The organism is Streptomyces sp. NEAU-sy36 (genome assembly GCF_013423905.1).
GTDB lineage: Bacteria > Actinomycetota > Actinomycetes > Streptomycetales > Streptomycetaceae > Streptomyces > Streptomyces misionensis.
The window spans coordinates 2042845-2059809 of sequence record NZ_CP058977.1; the positions used below are offsets into that span (position 1 = coordinate 2042845).

General features: G+C 74.0%; 17 protein-coding genes and 2 pseudogenes. 9 read left to right on the plus strand and 10 right to left on the minus strand.

The genetic code is table 11. The annotated features are described in order from the left end of the window. Nucleotides 1-44: 44 nt before the first annotated feature. Both HZZ00_RS09285 and HZZ00_RS39025 read left to right on the plus strand, forming a co-directional pair. On the plus strand, nucleotides 45-3497 hold the full coding sequence (locus HZZ00_RS09285) for a DNA polymerase III subunit alpha (RefSeq protein WP_180331751.1): 3453 nt from the start codon (nucleotides 45-47) through the stop codon (nucleotides 3495-3497). Beyond that, nucleotides 3494-4537, plus strand: coding sequence for an ImpB/MucB/SamB family protein (locus HZZ00_RS39025; protein ID WP_180331752.1), 1044 nt, complete (start codon nucleotides 3494-3496; stop codon nucleotides 4535-4537). Before HZZ00_RS09285 ends, HZZ00_RS39025 begins: the two co-directional genes overlap by 4 nt. 18 nt (nucleotides 4538-4555) lie before the next feature. Here the strand turns inward: HZZ00_RS39025 and HZZ00_RS09295 are convergent. Beyond that, nucleotides 4556-4672 (minus strand): annotated as a pseudogene (locus tag HZZ00_RS09295) (cupin domain-containing protein); the annotation flags it as partial. Nucleotides 4673-4696: 24 nt separating this feature from the next. On the opposite strand from HZZ00_RS09295, the pseudogene HZZ00_RS09300 reads away from it, so the two are divergent. Continuing rightward, nucleotides 4697-5054, plus strand: a pseudogene (locus HZZ00_RS09300) (MarR family transcriptional regulator); the annotation flags it as partial. 161 nt (nucleotides 5055-5215) lie between these two features. Next, nucleotides 5216-6076 carry a triacylglycerol lipase gene (locus HZZ00_RS09305; protein WP_180331753.1) on the plus strand — a complete coding sequence of 287 codons (861 nt, stop codon included), beginning with the start codon at nucleotides 5216-5218 and terminating at the stop codon, nucleotides 6074-6076. A gap of 18 nt (nucleotides 6077-6094) precedes the next feature. On the opposite strand, the gene HZZ00_RS38255 is transcribed toward HZZ00_RS09305, so the two are convergent. Then, entirely contained in the window at nucleotides 6095-6229 is a 135-nt protein-coding gene (locus HZZ00_RS38255; protein ID WP_107409100.1) for a hypothetical protein, read from the minus strand. A gap of 124 nt (nucleotides 6230-6353) precedes the next feature. Here HZZ00_RS38255 and HZZ00_RS09310 point away from each other — a divergent pair, with 124 nt between their 5' ends. Continuing rightward, a complete protein-coding gene (locus HZZ00_RS09310) occupies nucleotides 6354-6974 on the plus strand; it encodes a bifunctional 2-polyprenyl-6-hydroxyphenol methylase/3-demethylubiquinol 3-O-methyltransferase UbiG (RefSeq protein WP_180331754.1) in 621 nt (206 codons plus the stop codon). A 16-nt stretch (nucleotides 6975-6990) separates the two neighbouring features. On the opposite strand, the gene HZZ00_RS09315 is transcribed toward HZZ00_RS09310, so the two are convergent. Together HZZ00_RS09315 and HZZ00_RS09320 are read right to left on the minus strand one after the other, a co-directional pair. Continuing rightward, nucleotides 6991-7491, minus strand: a complete 501-nt coding sequence (locus HZZ00_RS09315) for a DUF402 domain-containing protein (protein ID WP_180331755.1) — start codon at nucleotides 7489-7491, stop codon at nucleotides 6991-6993. Further along, nucleotides 7472-8401 (minus strand): GNAT family N-acetyltransferase, encoded by a 930-nt coding sequence (locus HZZ00_RS09320; RefSeq protein WP_180331756.1) that lies wholly within the window; start codon nucleotides 8399-8401, stop codon nucleotides 7472-7474. The genes HZZ00_RS09315 and HZZ00_RS09320 overlap by 20 nt, the downstream gene beginning before the upstream one ends. Before the next feature lie 71 nt (nucleotides 8402-8472). Here HZZ00_RS09320 and HZZ00_RS09325 point away from each other — a divergent pair, with 71 nt between their 5' ends. After that, nucleotides 8473-8841, plus strand: coding sequence for a GntR family transcriptional regulator (locus HZZ00_RS09325; protein ID WP_180331757.1), 369 nt, complete (start codon nucleotides 8473-8475; stop codon nucleotides 8839-8841). 86 nt (nucleotides 8842-8927) lie between these two features. Here HZZ00_RS09325 and HZZ00_RS09330 read toward each other — a convergent pair whose 3' ends face one another. The 3 genes from HZZ00_RS09330 to HZZ00_RS09340 all read right to left on the minus strand — a co-directional run bounded on the left by HZZ00_RS09330 (nucleotide 8928) and on the right by HZZ00_RS09340 (nucleotide 11106). Then, the gene (locus HZZ00_RS09330) at nucleotides 8928-9143 is read right to left on the minus strand and encodes a hypothetical protein (protein ID WP_180331758.1); all 216 of its coding nucleotides are present in this window, start codon (nucleotides 9141-9143) and stop codon (nucleotides 8928-8930) included. Between the two features lie 82 nt (nucleotides 9144-9225). Further along, a complete protein-coding gene (locus HZZ00_RS09335; RefSeq protein ID WP_180331759.1) occupies nucleotides 9226-9996 on the minus strand; it encodes a DUF72 domain-containing protein in 771 nt (256 codons plus the stop codon). Nucleotides 9997-10011: 15 nt separating this feature from the next. Further along, nucleotides 10012-11106: a DUF5925 domain-containing protein gene (locus tag HZZ00_RS09340; RefSeq protein ID WP_180331760.1), complete on the minus strand. Its 1095-nt coding sequence runs from the start codon at nucleotides 11104-11106 to the stop codon at nucleotides 10012-10014. Nucleotides 11107-11377: 271 nt separating this feature from the next. On the opposite strand from HZZ00_RS09340, the gene HZZ00_RS09345 reads away from it, so the two are divergent. Continuing rightward, on the plus strand, nucleotides 11378-12181 hold the full coding sequence (locus HZZ00_RS09345; protein WP_180331761.1) for an SGNH/GDSL hydrolase family protein: 804 nt from the start codon (nucleotides 11378-11380) through the stop codon (nucleotides 12179-12181). Between the two features lie 575 nt (nucleotides 12182-12756). Further along, nucleotides 12757-13038: a hypothetical protein gene (locus tag HZZ00_RS09350; protein ID WP_070027941.1), complete on the plus strand. Its 282-nt coding sequence runs from the start codon at nucleotides 12757-12759 to the stop codon at nucleotides 13036-13038. Nucleotides 13039-13196: 158 nt separating this feature from the next. On the opposite strand, the gene HZZ00_RS09355 is transcribed toward HZZ00_RS09350, so the two are convergent. The 3 genes from HZZ00_RS09355 to HZZ00_RS09365 are packed head-to-tail and all read right to left on the minus strand — an operon-like array spanning nucleotide 13197 to nucleotide 16174. Then, nucleotides 13197-14393 (minus strand): CaiB/BaiF CoA-transferase family protein, encoded by a 1197-nt coding sequence (locus HZZ00_RS09355; protein ID WP_180331762.1) that lies wholly within the window; start codon nucleotides 14391-14393, stop codon nucleotides 13197-13199. Between the two features lie 48 nt (nucleotides 14394-14441). After that, nucleotides 14442-15221, minus strand: coding sequence for an ABC transporter permease (locus tag HZZ00_RS09360; protein ID WP_257585721.1), 780 nt, complete (start codon nucleotides 15219-15221; stop codon nucleotides 14442-14444). Then, on the minus strand, nucleotides 15218-16174 hold the full coding sequence (locus tag HZZ00_RS09365; RefSeq protein ID WP_180331763.1) for an ATP-binding cassette domain-containing protein: 957 nt from the start codon (nucleotides 16172-16174) through the stop codon (nucleotides 15218-15220). The genes HZZ00_RS09360 and HZZ00_RS09365 overlap by 4 nt, the downstream gene beginning before the upstream one ends. A gap of 63 nt (nucleotides 16175-16237) precedes the next feature. On the opposite strand from HZZ00_RS09365, the gene HZZ00_RS09370 reads away from it, so the two are divergent. Continuing rightward, nucleotides 16238-16948: a TetR/AcrR family transcriptional regulator C-terminal domain-containing protein gene (locus HZZ00_RS09370; RefSeq protein ID WP_180331764.1), complete on the plus strand. Its 711-nt coding sequence runs from the start codon at nucleotides 16238-16240 to the stop codon at nucleotides 16946-16948. Nucleotides 16949-16965: the final 17 nt, after the last annotated feature.

Below are 16965 nucleotides of genomic sequence, written 5' to 3' on the forward strand. Positions count from 1 at the left end.
CGGATGGAATGGCTGAAAAGGGGTGGGTGTGAGGGAGGTGCGGCATGGCGGGCTTCGCTCATCTGCATGTCGCGTCCGGTTACTCCGCCCGCTATGGCGCCGCGCACCCGGAGCAACTGGCGCGCAGGGCGGCCGAGCGGGGGGCGGAGGCCCTCGCGCTCACCGACCGGGACACGGTCACCGGCGTTGTTCGATTCGTGCGGGCGTGTGCGAAGGAAGGGGTGCGGCCGGTCCTCGGCGTCGATCTCGCGGTGGAGGGGATCGCCCCGCCGCCGCCCGTCCAGCGCCGGCGCACCCCGGCGCGCGGTGGCGCCCACGTGGTCGAGCCGCCGCTGCGGGTCGTGCTGCTCGCCCGGGACCGGGAGGGGTGGGCGCGGCTGTGCCGCATCACCTCGGCCGCCCATGCCGACGCGCTCGGCGGCACGGCCCCCGTGGTGCCGTGGGCCGCGCTGCGGGAGCACGGCGGCCCCGGCCTGATCGTCCTGCTCGGCCCGCTCTCGGAGCCGGTGCGGGCGCTTGCGGTGGGCCGGGAGGACGTCGCGGTGCGGCTGCTGGCGCCCTGGCGGGAGATCTTCGGGCGGGGGGTCCGGCTGGAAGCCGTTGCGCAGAAACGTTCGGGCATCGGTCCGGGGTCCCTGCGGCTCGCCGCCCGCACCCTCGCGCTCGCCGACCGCACCGGCACCACCGCCGTCCTGTCCAACGCCGTCCGCTACGCCGACCCCGGCCAGCACCGCCTCGCCGACGTCCTGGACGCCGCCCGGCTGCTGCGGCCCATCGACCGGCGCCGCCTGGACAGCGGGCAGCGCTGGCTCAAGGGCGAGCGGGAGATGACGGTCCTCGCCCGGATGGTCGCCGAGTGCGCCGGAGCCGACGAGCGACGGGCCCGCCGACTGCTCGCGGACACCGCCGCCACGGCCGCCGAATGCACCCTCGACCCCGGCCCCGACCTGGGGCTGGGCACCCCGCACTTCCCGGAGCCCGCCCTCTTCGGCGCCGAACCCGGGGCCGACGGCGCCGCCCGGCTGCTGCGCCGGCGCAGCGAGGAGGGCCTGGCCCGGCGGGGCCTCGACCGGGACCCGGCGGCGCTCGCCCGCCTCGACGAGGAACTCGCCGTGATCTCCCGGCTGCGCTACGACTCGTACTTCCTCGCCGTCGGCCAGGTCGTCGCCGACATCCGGGCCAAGGGCATCCGGGTCGCGGCCCGCGGCTCGGGCGCCGGTTCCCTGGTCTGCCACGCGCTGGGCATCGCCACCGCCAACCCGCTCGACCACCACCTGCTGTTCGAACGCTTCCTCAGCGTGCGCCGGGCCTCGCTGCCCGACATCGACATCGACGTGGAGTCCGCGCGCCGCCTGGAGTGCTACGACGCGATCTTCGAACGGTTCGGCAAGGAGCGGGTGGCGGTCACCGCCATGCCCGAGACCTACCGCGCCCGCCGGGCCCTGCGGGACACCGGACTCGCCCTCGGCATCGCGCCCGCGGAGGTGGACCGGATCGCCAAGAGCTTCCCGCACCTGCGCGCCGCCGACATCACCGGCGCCCTCGCCGAACTGCCCGAACTGCGCGCGCTGGCGGCCGAGGCGCCCCGGTTCGGGCCCCTGTGGGAACTGGCCGAGGGGCTCGACTCGCTGGTGCACGGCATGGCCATGCACCCCTGCGGTGTGGTCATCAGCGACGCCACCCTGCTGGACCGGCTGCCGGTGCAGCCCACCCCGCAGGGCGACTACCCCATGGCCATGGCCGCGAAGGAGGAGATCGAGGCGCTCGGCAACATCAAGCTCGACGTCCTGGGCGTGCGGATGCAGTCCGCGATGGCCCATGCCGTCGCCGAGATCGAACGGACCACCGGCGAACGCGTCGACCTGGACGATCCCGCACAGGTGCCGCTCGACGACGTCTTCGCGTTCAAGCTGATCCAGGAGAGCCAGACCCTCGGCCTGTTCCAGCTGGAGTCGCCCGGCCAGCAGGACCTGCTGTCCCGGTTGCAGCCGCGCAACCAGCAGGACGTCATCGCCGACATCAGCCTCTTCCGCCCCGGCCCGGTCGCGGGCGGCATGCCCGAGCGGTACATCGCGGCCCGCCACGGCGGCGCGCCGGCGTACGCCCACCCGGACCTGGAGCCGGTGCTCGCCGACACCTACGGCGTGACCATCTGGCACGAGCAGATCATCGAGACGCTGCGGGTGCTGACCGGGTGCGACCGGGCCTTCGCGGAGGTCACCCGGCGGGCGCTCGGCGAGAAGGAACGGCTGCCCGAGATCAGGGAGTGGTTCCACGGGCGGGCCCGCGCGCGCGGCTACGACGCGGCCGTGCGGGACGAGGTGTGGAAGACCGTCGAGGCCTTCGGGGCGTACGGCTTCTGCCGGGCGCACGCCGTCGCCTTCGCCGTACCGGCCCTGCAGAGCGCCTGGCTCAAGGCGCACCATCCGGCGTTCCTGCTGGCCGGACTGCTCGAACACGACCCCGGGATGTGGCCCAAGCGGGTCCTGGTCTCCGACGCGCGCCGGCGCGGGGTGCCGGTGCTGCCCGTCGACGTCAACCGTTCCCGGGCGCGGCACACCGTGGAGAAGGCCGACGGGGGGCAGTGGGGCGTACGGCTCGCGCTGTCCGCCGTGCACGGGATCGGCGAGCAGGAGTGCGCGCGGATCGAGGAGGGGCAGCCGTACGGCTCGCTGTCGGACTTCTGGCAGCGGGCCCGGCCCAGCCGGCCGGTCGCCGAGCGCCTCGCGGAGATCGGCGCGCTGGGCTGTCTGCACGACGGCCGGCTCACCCGCCGCGATCTGCTGCTCCAGATCGCCGAGCTCCACCGGGCCGCCCGCGGCCGGTCCGCGGGCACCGGCCAGCTCCCCCTGATCGCGGGCGCGGTCGGCGGGTCGGAGCCGAGCGGGCTGCCGGAGATGACCGGGCGCGAGGCGCTCGGCGCCGAGCTGAACAGCCTCGGCATCGACGTCTCCCGGCACCTGATGGAGCACCACCACCGGTTGCTGCGGGAGATCGGCGCGACCGACGCGGCGCACCTGGCCGGGCTGCGGGCCGGGCAGCAGGTGCTCGTGGCGGGGGTGCGGGCCTCGACCCAGACCCCGCCGATCGCCAGCGGCAGACGGATCATCTTCGTCACCCTGGAGGACGGCTCCGGCCTGGTCGACCTGGCGTTCTTCGAGGACTCCCACCCGGCCTGCGCGTACACCGTCTTCCACAGCGGGCTGCTGCTGGTGCGGGGCACGGTCCAGGTGCGCGGCACCCGCCGTACCGTCGTCGGCACCATGGCCTGGGACCTCGACCGGATCGCCGCCGCCCGCCGGGACCACGGCCCCGAGGCCGCGCTCGCCCTCCTCGGCGAGCGCCGCCCGCACCCGACGCCCGCCCAGCCGCGGCGCACCCTGGCCAACGGCACCACCGGCGCCCGGCTGCATCCGTACGCCGATCTGCTGCCCGCCGGCAGCCGGTCGGCCGACCTGAAGAAGTTCGGTTACACCAGTCCGGGGAGCGCGGGATGAGCATCCGTCAGCGGCATATCGCCCATCTTCATCTGCACGCCGCGCTGAGCGAGGAGCAGTACGGCGATGTAATCGAACTGGTGTCTGGTATCACACCCCATGTGCAGGCCGTGCCGCCCGACGCCGTCCAGCTGGACCTGACCTCGGCGCTGCGGTACTTCGACCTGTCGCCCTACGACCTGGTCCAGACGACGATGATGCGACTGAAGGCCCTCTACGGCATCGACAGCAGCGCCGGGCTCGCGGGCAACCGGATGCTCGCGGCCATGGCGGCCGACGCGTCGGCGCCGGGGGAGACCACCTGGGTGCCCGCCGACCGGGCCGCCGAGTGGCTCCACCCGCGCCCGGTCACCGCGCTGCCCGGGGTCGGCCGCACCACGGCGGCGACCCTCGGCCGGTACGGCCTGCACCACATCGGCCAGATCGCCGACCTGCCCCCGGCGACCCTGCAACGCCTCCTCGGCACCGCTCAGGCCCGGCTGCTGGCCGAGCGGGCCCGCGGTCACGACCCGCGCCCGGTCACGTCCCGGGAGCCGGCGGCGCACCTGACCGCCGACCTCGTGCTGGAGCGGGACTGCCTCGACCCGGCGGAGCAGCACCGGTCCGTCCTCGGGCTCGCCGACCGGATCGGCCAACTCCTGCGCGGCGAGCGGCAGGTGACCGGTCGGCTCACCCTCGCCGTGCGCTACGCCGACCGCAGCTCCAGCACCCGTACGCGCACCCTGCCGGAACCCACCGACCACTCGCCGGCCCTCGCCGCGGCGGCCCTGGGGCTGCTGGGCTCCCTGGGACTGCAACGGGCCAGGGTCCGCGCGTTCACCCTGCGCGCCGACGGCCTGCGCCCGGCCGCCGAGGCCTGCCGCCAGCTCTCCCTCGACCCCACCGACCAGCGCGCCCGCGCCGCCGAGGCCGCCGCGGATCGGGCCCGCCGCCGCTTCGGCCCCGACGCGGTCCGCCCGGCCGCCGTGACCCCGGGCCCGGTGCTCCGCCTGGCCCGCGGCGCACGCCCGCGCACGGTCGGCCGGCCGACGGCGGTGTGAACCCTCCCGCGGAGCGGCTCAGTTGGCCCACGGCGGCGCGATCCGGCTGCCGTCGGCCAGCCGTGCGGTGAGACCGATGACGCAGGTGACCCAGGAGAGCGCCGTGTGGCCGGTCGGGTTCTCCACGGCGAAGGCGGACCCGGCACGCACGGTGCCTCCGTGCAGAACTCCGAAGCCATGGCCCTGTCCGCCGCCTTGCTCGCCGTGGCGGGCGAACTCACCCAACGCATCCACGAGGGCGTCGTGGCGCGCGGTTTCGCCGAGCTGCGGCCCGCGCACGGGTTCGCCTTCGCCCGGCTGGTCCCCGACGGCGCAACCGTCTCCGACCTCGCCGCGCACCTGGCTCCGACCGCGTCGGCGGCGGCCGCTTCCGCCGCCCGGGTGCACTCCAGGCCCCTCGGGGTGACCAAGCAGGCGGCGAGTCAGCTGGTGGACAAGATTCGTGCGCAAGGGGTATGCCGAGCGGCGGCCGCATCCGGGGGACGCGCGGGCGCGGCTGATCGTGCTGACCGGGCGGTGACGGGCGGTCAGCCGGCCATGGCCGCCGGAAGTTTTACCCGCGCGTAACTTCACAGTCCGGCTACCCGCTCGTAACTTGACGGATGAACAGCATCCTCGTGATCCGGATCACCGGGACAGGCCGCCGCCGTACCCCTTGACCCGCAAGGAGATCACCCGATGCTGCCCTGGAAGCGCGTGCTCAGACCCCTCGCCGCCCTGTTCCTGTCCGCCGCCGCCGTCACCCTCCCCGCCACGGCCGCGCACGCCGACACCGCCGTCCACACCGGCTGGAACGACTACTCCTGCAAGCCCTCCGCCGCTCACCCCCGCCCCGTCGTCCTGGTGCACGGCACCCTCGGCAACTCGGTCGACAACTGGCTCGGCCTCGCCCCCTATCTGGAGGCCCGCGGATACTGCGTCTTCTCCCTCGACTACGGTCAGCTCCCCGGCGTCCCCGTCTTCCACGGCCTCGGTCCCATCGACCAGTCGGCCGCCCAGCTCTCGGCCTTCGTGGACCAGGTGCGGTCCGCGACCGGCGCCGCCAAGGTCGATCTCGTCGGGCACTCGCAGGGCGGCATGATGCCCCGCTACTACCTGAAGTTCCTCGGCGGCGCGGCCAAGGTCGGCTCGCTCGTCGGCATCGCCCCCGACAACCACGGTGCCACCCTCAGCGGCCTCACCAACCTGCTGCCCTACTTCCCCGGCGCCGAGGACCTGGTCAGGGCCACCACCCCCGGCCTCGCCGACCAGATACCCGGCTCCGCCTTCCTCACCAGGCTCAACGCGGACGGCGACACCGTGCCCGGCGTGCACTACACGGTCATCGCGACCCAGTACGACGAGGTGGCCACGCCCTGGCGCAGCCAGTACCTCAGCGGCTCCGACGTCCGCAACGTGCTGCTCCAGGACCTGTGCCCGCTCGACCTCTCCGAGCACCTGGCGATCGCCCTGACCGACCGGATCGCGTTCCACGAGGTCGCGAACGCCCTCGACCCGGCCCACGCGAGCCCCACCACCTGCGCCTCCGCCATCGGCTGACGCGGGCGCTCACCGGGATCAGCCGTCGGGCCACCAGGTGCGTGCGACGTCCTTGCGCACCTCCGGCCGCCCCGCGGGGCGCTCCTCCGCCTCCTCGCGGATGCGGCGGCTGTCCGTCCTCTTCAGGGGCTTGTGCAGGGTCGTACGGCGCATCGGTGCCTCCTTCGGCGACCACCGGGTTCCGTGTCGCCGTTCCGTGGTGTCACGGGGGCGGTCGCTGCTGGTGAGAGTCCCTCATCGATCCGGCACTGTCAGTGGCGTGTGTCACTCTCCGGCCATGACCGATGAGCACGAGCACACAGTGACGACTGCCCCGTCCGTGGACTGGGATGCACAGGCCGCCGGGTTCGACGCCGAACCCGACCACGGCCTGCGCGACCCCGAGGTGCGGGCCGCCTGGGCGGCCAGACTCCGGTCCTGGCTGCCCGGCCCCCCCGCCGACGTGCTCGACCTCGGCTGCGGCACCGGCAGCCTGTCGCTCCTCGCGGCCGGGCAGGGACACCGGGTGACGGCCGTCGACCTCTCCCCGGCGATGGTCGAGCGGGCCCGCGCCAAACTCACCGGCCACCGCGCGCGGGTGCTGTGCGGACCCGCCGAGGCCCCGCCGGTGGGACGGCTCCGGTTCGACGTCGTCCTCGTACGGCACGTGCTGTGGGCGCTGCCCGACCCGGCCCGGGCGCTGCGCCACTGGCGGGAGCTGCTGCGCCCGCACGGCCGGTTCGTGCTGGTCGAGGGCGTCTGGGGCACCCTGCACCCCGTCGGCATACCCGCCGGCCGGCTCACCGCCCTGCTCGCGCCGCTGACGGCCGACGTGCGCGTGGAGCGGCTGTCCGGCGACCCGGTGCTCTGGGGCAAGGAGGTGACCGATGAGCGGTACGCGGTGGTGGCGGCCGTATGAGGCGCACGGGAGAGCCTCAGGCCAGCAGCCGCGCGAAGCCGCCCTCGCGGGCCAGGCGCTCCAGTTCGTCGAGGGCGGCCACGGCCGCCCGCGCCGCCCGCGGGTCCGCCTCGGCCAGCCCGCTCGCCGCGAACTCGTCCTCGTCCAGCCGCCGTACGTCCCCGCCGTCCGCCGAGCGCCACAGGTCCAGGTCCAGGTCCTCCACCACCAGCTCCGCGCCGGTGCGCACCGCGGGCCGGGTGATGTCGCAGTACCAGCCCTTGACGGAGCCGTCCTCGGCGCGCACCTCCTTCACCGCGTACCACCGGTCGCGCCAGTAGTACTCGGTGAACACATCGCCCGGCTCGAAGCGGACGAAGCCGAAGTCGCGGACGCCGGAGCCCGCCCAGGGCGCCCGGACCACGATCCGGGTGCCGTCGTCCCCGAGCAGCCCGGCCGGATAACGGATCTTCGTGCGGCCGCCCTTGACCAGGGCGATCGTCAACTCGGCGGCGCTGTCAGGAGAGTTCGCGAACATAGTGGACCTCCGTGGCGCGGATCCGGTAACCGAGCCACTTGTTGATGGCGATCATGGGGTCGTTGCCGGCGTCGTTGCCCGTGAAGGCCTCGGTGACGCCGGCGGCGCGGGCGCGGTGCAAGGAGTGCAGCTTGGCGAGCTTGGCCAGGCCCCGGCCGCGGTGGGCGCGGGCGGTGCCGGTCATCGCGCTGGAGCAGCGGCCGTCGCCGTCGGTGAACACCAGGCTGAAGGCGACCGGACGGCCGTCGACGCACGCCGTCATGCTCAGCTCGCGGTCCAGCAGGGGGTGCTGCCAGGTCCGGGCGAGCCAGTCCTCGTAGTCCCGGTACTCGTAGGCGATCTCGCCCGGCTCGTCCCGCAGCGTCTCCGCGTCCAGTTCGAACAGCGGGCGCGGATCGTCCGCGAACTCCGCCGCCGCGCGCAGCGCGACGCCCGGCGGCGCGGCCGGGAGCGGCGGGAGCGCGGTGCCCGCCAGGTCCAGGCCCAGGAAGTGCGCGGACCGGCCGGCGCGGTAGCCGTGCCGCTCGGCGAAGGCGCGGTTGCCCGGCTCGTCGAGGACCCAGCTGTACACCTTGGTCGCGCCGATCGAGGCGAGGTACTCCTCGGCCGTGCGCAGCAGCAGCCCGCCCGCGCCGCGGCCCGCGCGGTCCGGGCGGACGTAGACGTTCAGCAGGCCCTGGCCCGGCTCGTCGCTGTCGTACGCCAGCAGCACCTGGGCCGTGCCGGTCACCTCGCCGTCCTCCTCCGCGACCAGCGGGCGGTAGCGGGCGCCGGGATGGGTGTGCAGCGCGTTGTGCCGGACCGAGTCCGGGGTGAAGAGGATGTAGGGCAGGGCCAGTCGGCGCACCCGGGCGAAGCCCTCGGTGTCGCCGGGAGCCTCGGGACGCAGGTCACGCACGATCACTGTCATGGGCAGGGACCGTACGGGCGGACGTGCGCGCGTGCCTCTCATTTTTCCGCCGGTGCGGGAGAATCGGGGCCGTGAGCCTGAAGATCCGCATCGATGACAGCGCGCCTCCGTACGAGCAGGTGCGGGCGCAGATTTCCGAGCAGGCCCGGTCGGGGGTGCTGCCGGTGGGGTACCGGCTGCCGACCGTGCGGGGACTGGCCGAGTCCCTGGGGCTCGCGGTGAACACGGTGGCGAAGGCGTACCGGGCGCTGGAGGGCGACGGGGTGATCGAGACGCGGGGGCGCCGCGGCACGTACGTGGCCGCCGCCGGGTCGGCCGCGCAGCGCGAGGCGTCCCTGGCCGCGCAGGCCTACGCCGACCGGGCCCGCCGGCTGGGGCTCGGTGAGGACGAGGCGCTGGCGGCGGTGCGGGACGCGCTGCGGGCGGCGTACGGGGGCTGAAGGCCCCGGCTGCCCACGACGAAGCCGTCGGCTGCCCCACGACGAGGACGCCGGCGGAGGGACGAGGCGTCCTGGTCGCAGGCGTCCTAGTCGTCCTCCTCGCCGTCGCGGCGCACGTCCCGCGCCATCGACCACATGCCCATGGACAGCACTCCGAGGACGGCGACCGAGAGCGTCGCGGCGAGCAGCAACTGGACGCGTTCGGTGATGTTCCGCGCCTTCAAGTGGACGACCCCGAAGTCGAGTTCGAAGCTGCCGCCCGGGGTGGCGGACGCGCCGTCGGCGCTCGTGCTTTCAGACATGGGGGCAGCAGACAGGATCGCGGACAACACGTCAAATCCACGGGTACCGGGCCCGCTTGACGGCCGGGGAACGAGGTGCGCGCTACCGGTGTGCCGCCGGCTCCGGTGTCCGTGTCGTCGGCAGGCCCGCCTTTCTCGCCGTCCGTCCGAAGGCCACCGCGTCCGCCACCGCCGCGCCGCCGGGGTCGTTGTTGAAGTAGGCGTACACGTCCTCGCCGTCGGGCCAGGCCGTGGCGATGCGGTCGGCCCAGGTCTCCAGCGAGCGCCGGCCGTAGCGGGGCCAGGGGCGGGCGCGGCCCTGGTGGAAGCGGACGTAGCCCCAGTCGGCGGTGCGCCACAGCGGGGTGACCGGGCGGGCCAGGACGTCCGCCCAGCACAGGGCCGCGCCCCGGGCGGCCAGCACCTCGCGCACCCGCGGTGTCCACCAGGAGTCGTGGCGGGGCTCCACCGCGATCCTCGTACCGGCCGGGAAGCGGGCCAGACAGGCGTCCAGCAGGTCCGGGTCGGCCCGCAGGGTCGGCGGTAGCTGGAGCAGGACCGGGCCGAGGCGGTCACCGAGGCCCGCCGCGTGGGTCATCAGCCGGTGCACCGGCTCCTCCGGGTCCTTCAGCCGCTTGATGTGGGTGAGGAACCGGCTGGCCTTGACCGCGACCACGAAGTCCGGCGGCACCCGCGCCCGCCAGGCGGCGAAGGTGTCGTACGACGGCAGCCGGTAGAACGCGTTGTTGATCTCCACCGTCGCGAAGAGGCGGGTGTACTCCTCCAGCCACAGGCGCGCCGGCACCCCGGCCGGATAGACGAGGTCCCGCCAGTCCTTGTACTGCCACCCCGAGGTGCCGACGAACAGGGTCACGCCTTCATCAAAGCACTACAGGTACAGACCCGCGTCCGCGCCGCTGCGGGCGCCCGGCACCGAGGTCGGTGCGGTGCCCCGGCGCAGCGCGTACAGCTCCGCCAGGGTGGCGCCCTCCCGGCCGACGCCCTCCTCGGTGCCGAGCCAGTTCACCGCCTCGTCGCGGGTGAGCGGGCCGACCTCGATACGGGCCAGGCAGCGGCCCGGCCGTACCACGGCGGGGTGCAGCCGCTCCAGGTCCTCGTTGGTGGTGACGCCCACCAGGACGTTGCGGCCCTGGCCGAGCAGGCCGTCGGTGAGGTTCAGCAGCCGGGACAGTGCCTGGCCCGCGGTGTGCCGGGCCTCGCCGCGGATCAGCTCGTCGCAGTCCTCCAGGAGCAGCAGCCGCCAGCGGCCCTTGCCGGTGCCGTCCTCCTCGCCGATCGCGATGTCCATCAGATAGCCGACGTCGGAGAAGAGCCGCTCGGGGTCGAGCACGCAGTCGACCTGGCACCAGTCGCGCCAGGAGCGGGCCAGGGTGCGCAGGGCCGAGGTCTTGCCGGTGCCGGGCGGGCCGTGCAGCAGCAGGAGGCGGCCCGCGATGTCCTCGGGGGTCGTCTTCATCAGCCGGTCCATCGCCTCGGCCACCGGCGCGGTGTAGTTGGGCCGGATCTCCGGCCACGTCCCCGCGGAGATCTGCCGGGTGGTGCGGTGCGGGCCGCGGCGCGGGGAGACGTACCAGAACCCCATGGCCACGTTCTCCGGCTGGGGTTCGGGTTCGTCCGCCGCGCCGTCCGTGGCCTGGTCGAGGATGCGCTGGGCCAGTTCGGGGCTGGTCGCGGTCACGGTGACGTCGGCGCCCCGGTTCCAGCGGGAGACCAGCAGGGTCCAGCCGTCGCCCTCGGCGAGGGTGGCGCTGCGGTCGTCGTCCCGGGCGACCCGCAGCACCTGGGCGCCCTCGGGCAGCAGGGTCGCGCCGGAGCGCACGCGGTCGATGTTCACCGCGTGCGAGTACGGCTGCTCGCCCGTCGCGAAACGGCCGAGGAACAGCGCGTCGACGACGTCGGACGGCGAGTCGGAATCGTCGACGTGGAGCCGGATCGGCAGAGCGTCGTGGGGGTTGGCAGGCATGTCGCCATGATCCGTCACCGATGCCCCGCGCGCACGGCATTTCCACCGCTTGTCCCGGGTGTCCCGAGGATGCGCCGGTCCCCGGAAACCCTTTCCGGCAGGGACGGCTGACGCCTTGTCAACACACTTGGCATGTACGCGCAATAGGTGAGCGGTAAACCTTTGGCGACGGTCTTATGGAGAGTCAAAAATTCTTGGCATGAACACTTCCAGTCAACGCGCGTAGTTGCTACTCAAGTTGTCGCAGAGTTCCTGCTACTCGGGAGGTTCCATGAGACGTTCCAGACTTGCCGGATTCGTTGCCCCGCTTCTCCTCGCCCTCGGCCTCGGCTTCACGCAGGCGGCGTCGGCGCAGGCGGCCAGCAACAGCGGTGGCTACGTGGCGCTGGGTGACTCCTACGCCTCCGGCGTCGGCGCCGGCAGCTACATCAGCTCCAGCGGTGACTGCGACCGCAGCACCAACGCCGCCGCGTACCTGTGGAACGCCGCGCACAAGCCCGCCTCGTTCGCCTTCAACGCCTGCTCGGGCGCGACGACCGACGACGTGATGGCCAACCAGCTCGGTTCCCTCAACTCGTCGACCTCGCTGGTGTCCATCAGCATCGGCGGCAACGACGCCGGCTTCGCGGACGTCATGCAGACCTGCGTGCTGAGCTCCGACAGCACCTGTCTGTCCCGGATCTCCACCGCGACCTCGTACATCACCAACACGCTGCCCGGGAAGCTGGACACCGTCTACAACGCCATCCACTCCAAGGCGCCCAACGCCCGCGTGGTCGTGGTCGGTTACCCGCGCTTCTACCTGCTCGGCCAGACCTGCCTCGGCCTGTCCGACACCAAGCGTTCGGCCATCAACAATGCCGCCGACACCCTGGACAGCACCATCCTGACCCGCGTCCAGGCCCACGGCTTCGTCTTCGGCGACGTCCGCTCCGCCTTCGCCAGCCACGAGATCTGCTCCGGCGACTCCTGGCTGCACAGCCTCAACGTCCTCGACGTCACCGAGTCCTACCACCCCACCGCCGCCGGCCAGTCGGGCGGCTACCTGCCGGCGCTCACCAACGCGGCCGGCTGACCCGAACGGGTGAGCCCCGCACGGGGCTGCACCGGGCCCGCCCTTCAGGGTGAACCCGCGGCCGGGCCCACGGCACCGATGTGAACTTCCGGAACTTCCCAGGCTCGTCCGCCGCGGCACGGCGCAGCGGCGGACGAGCCCGTGTGCGGTGGCGGGGGCCCCGCCGCCGCGCGGTCCGGGGGCGTGAGATGGCCCACGTTCCGCGCTCCCGGCCGGCGCCTGCCGCGGCCGGCCCGCCGCCGGGTCCATGGAGTGATCGCTTCCGCATCATCGGGGGCCGTTCGGCGCCCCCGGGCCCCCGCCGGGGCGCCGCGACCCCGGCCGGCGCGGGGCGGGCGCCCGACGGGCGTCACGCGCCGTGACCGTCGGGCCCGACGGCCGACCGGGCGCGAGCCGTCGGCCAGCCGGTTGTCCAACTCGCCCTGAAACCGGCCGCATTCGGAGAGTAGTCACCGAGGGTTGATCAACCCCCTTACGGGGAAGGTGAATCCCGTGGGCGAGATACACGTGTGCCCCAGTGGGGAGATAGGGTTACTCTGCCCGGGCCGGGTGGACTCGTACGGGTGGGGAGTGACATGGAACAGATAACAGTGCGCAGCAGGGCCAGGGTCCCTGCGATCACGTGCGGGAGCAGCGCGACCAGTTCGCGCCTCGACCGTCACCTGGCGGTGCTGGGCGGTCCCGCGATACCGCAGCAGAAGACCGTCGAGGCGACCTCGCTGATGCGGGAGCTGACGGCGCGCGACCCCAGGCGGGGGCACAGCGACCGGCGTGCGCGGGTCGGCCGCGTCTCGCTCTTCGCGCCGCTGCGCCGGCTGCGCCGTTCGCTGTTCGGCGGCCACCGAAGCGGCCACTGAGGCCGCCGCGAGGCGGTCGCGGAGCGACCCCCGCCCCGCCACCGACCGGCCCACGACAGTCGATCTGCCCTTGGCCGGTCACTGAACGGCCCCTTTGAGCGCCCACCCGGCGCTCACCGGGCGAACCGGCGGTCCTGGACCCCGTCCAGGGCCCGCGCTCAGGCCGCCACACCGTCCCGGCGCAACGCTGCGATCTCGTCGTCCGTCATCCCCACGGCACGCAGCAGCGCCCCGGTGTGCTGTCCGAGCGCGGGCACGTCGCCCATCCGAGCCTCCTTCCCGCCCGGCAGCGTGACCGGAGGCAGCAGCGCCCGCAACGGCCCCACCGGCGAACCCACCTGACGCCACCGCTCACGGGCCGCCAGCTGCGGATGCTCCGCCAGCTCGCGCAGATCCCGCAGCCGCGCACAGGCGATGCCCGCCTTCTCCAGCCGCGCGACGGCCTCGTCCGCGCCCAGCGCGCCCAGCGCCCGCGCCACCACGCCGTCCGTCTCCGTCCGGTGCGCGACCCGCGCGGCGTTCGTCGCGAACCTCGGATCGGTGCCCAACTCGGGCCGCTCCACCACCTGTTCGGCCAGCCGGCGCCACTCCCGGTCGTTCTGCACCGACAGCAGCACCCGGCCGCCGTCCGCCGTGGCATAGGCGTCGTACGGGGCGATCACCGCGTGCGCGAGCCCGGTGCGCGCCGGGGGCTCGCCGCCGTGCATCGTGTGGTGCAGCGGATGCCCCAGCCACTCGGCCAGCGCCTCCAGCATGGACACCTCCACCGGCCCGCCGCGCCCGGTCACACCTCGCCGCACCAGCGCCGCCAGCACCCCGGAGAACGCGTACATGCCCGCCGCGATGTCCGCCGCCGGGATCCCCGCCTTCACCGGCCGCTCCGGCGTCCCGGTCACCGACACCAGACCCGCCTCGCACTGCACCAGCATGTCGTAGGCCCGCTTGTCCGCGTACGGCCCCGAGGGGCCGTAGCCCGAGATGTCCACGGCGACCAGCCGCGGGTGGGCGGCGCACAGCGTGGCCGCGTCCAGCCCCAGCCGGGCCGCCGCGCCGTGCGCCAGGTTCTGCACGAACACGTCCGCGTCCGCGACCAGCCGCCGTACCACCGCGAGGCCGCGCGGGTCCTTCAGGTCGAGGGCGAGGGACTCCTTGCCCCGGTTGCACCACACGAAGTGCGAGGCGAGCCCGCGCGCCGCCGTGTCGTAGCCCCGCGCGAAGTCGCCCCCGTCCACCCGCTCCACCTTGATGACCCGCGCCCCCAGGTCGGCGAGCTGCCGGGTCGCGAAGGGCGCGGCCACGGCCTGTTCCACGGTGACGACGGTGATGCCCTCCAAGGGCAGCGGCTGCTGGTCCATGGGGTGGATGATCTCCCCTGCCCCGCGCCTTTGTCAGTACGTCCTCGGTCACTCGCCGCGGCCGTACCGGCGCACCGCGGCCGGCAGGAACACCGCGATCAGCAGGAGGCTCCAGGCGAGCGACCCGGCGACCGGGTGGGTCACCGGCCAGGCGGCGCCGGGCGGCACGGGCGCGTTGCCGAACAGGTCCCGCAGGGCGGTGGTCACCGCGCTGATCGGGTTCCACTCGGCGAGCGTCCGCAGCCAGCCCGGCAGGTGGTCCGTCGGGATGTACGCGTCGGACAGCAGCGGCAGCACGAAGGAGGAGGCGCCGAGCTGTCCGGCCGCGTCCTCGCTGCGGCTGAGCAGTCCCAGGAAGATCCCGGCGCAGGTGCAGGCGAACCGGAAGAGCAGCAGCAGCCCGACCGCGCCGGCCGCCGCGAGCGCCGACCCCTCGATCCGCCAGCCCACGGCGAGCCCCACCAGCAGCAGCGGCACCGTTCCGACGGCCGTCACCACGAGGTCCGCGACCGCCTGTCCGAGCGGTACCGCGGCCCGGCTCACCGGCAGCGACCGGAACCGGTCCGTCACGCCCCGGTGGGTGTCCGCGGCGGCCTGGAACATGCCGGTCATCAAGCCGCCCGCCGCGGTCGCGACCAGCAGCCCCGGCACCAGGAAGGCGCGGTACTCGCGGCCGGGCATGGCGATCGCGCTGCCGAAGACGTAGCCGAAGAACAGCAGCATGTTGACCGGCATCAGCTGGGTCAGCACGGCGAGGCCCGGGCTGTTGCGCACCCGGCGCAGCTGCCGTCCCGCCATGGCCAGTCCGTCGTACGCCAACGCGCTCACGCGGCACGCTCCTCGGTCTTGGCGGCCGCTCCGGTCAGCCGCAGGAACACGTCGTCCAGGGTGGGCGGGCGCAGACTCGCGTCGAGCAGCGGCACGCCCGCCGCGTCGAGTTCGCGCACCAGGCGGGGCAGGGTGAGCGTCGGGTCGGTGGTGAGGGCGCCCACGGAGCCGCGCGTGTGGTCGAACACCGGCTCGCGGCCGGTGAGCCGGTCCAGCACGGCGGCCGCCCGGTCCAGGACGGCCCGGTCGGTGACCACGGCCTCGGCGAACGAGCCGATCCGCGCCTTGAGTTCGGCGGGCGAACCGGTGTGCGCGATCCTTCCCCGGTCCATCAGGGCGATGTCGTCGGCGAGCTGGTCGGCCTCCTCCAGGTACTGGGTGGTCAGCAGCACCGTCGTGCCCCGCGCCGCGAGTTCGCGCACCGCCTGCCAGATGCCGGCGCGGCCGGCCGGGTCGAGGCCGGTGGTCGGCTCGTCCAGGAAGAGCACCTCGGGGCGGCCGATCAGGCTCGCGGCGAGGTCGAGGCGGCGGCGCATGCCGCCCGAGTAGGTGGCGGACCTGCGGTTCGCGGCCTCGGTGAGTCCGAAGCGCTCCAGCAGTTCGTCGGCGCGCGCGGCCGGACCGCGCACCCGGTGCAGCCGGGCGAACAGGCGCAGGTTCTCCCGGCCGGTCAGATCGCCGTCGACCGAGGCGTACTGCCCGGTGACCGCGATCCGGCGACGCACCTCGGCGGCCTCGCGGACCAGGTCGTGTCCCGCGATCCGCGCCGAGCCGGCGTCCGGTCGCAGCAGCGTGGTCAGCAGGCGCACCGCGGTGGTCTTCCCGGCGCCGTTCGGGCCCAGCAGCCCGCAGACGGTGCCGCGGGCCACCGCCAGATCGAGGCCGCGCAGGGCGGTCACCGCGCCGAAGCGCTTCTCCAGACCTTCACTAAGTACAGCGTACGTAGTTGGCATGTGTCGACCATAGCGCACTCCGTACGGTGTACGTAACTACGATGGTGGCCGAGGTGATGACCGATGGCAGTCCGAGGGGCCGTTCCCGAGGTGATCTGGGCGCGCCCCGAGCGCACCGGGCGGGGGCCGAAGCCGGCGTACACCCGCGACGACATCGCGGCGGCGGCCGTCCGCATCGCCGACGCGCGCGGGCTCGACGCGGTGTCCATGCGGCACGTCGCGGCCGAGCTGGGATGCGGCACGATGTCGCTGTACAACTACGTCCCCCGCAAGGAGGACCTGTACGAGCTGATGGCCGACGCGGCTGCCGCCGAACACGTCCTGTGGGAGCCGTGCGGCGACTGGCGAGCGGATCTGATGCGGGTGGCGCGCCAGACGCGGGAGCTGATGCACCGGCACCCGTGGCTGCCGCGCCTGATGTCACCGGTCTACGGGTTCAGCCCGCACACCCTGCGGTACCTGGAGCACTGCCTGGCCTGTCTGGAACCCCTGGCGGCCTCCTACGGGACCAAGCTGGAGCTCATCGCCATGGTCAACGGCGTGGTGACGACGTACGTGCGCAACGAGCTGGACAGCGCGCAGCGGGCGCGGGCGCTGCCGTGGTCGGAGGCGGAGGAGGCCGCGGTGCGGGGGGCCTACCTGGCCCGGCAGGTCGCGTCCGGGGCGTACCCGAGGATGGCGGCGGCGTTCGCGGAGGCCTCGGGGCCGGTGGATCTGGAGGCGGTCTTCGAGCGGGCGCTCGCACGGATCCTGGACGCGTACGAGCCGCGTTAGACCCTTTCCGCTGCCCC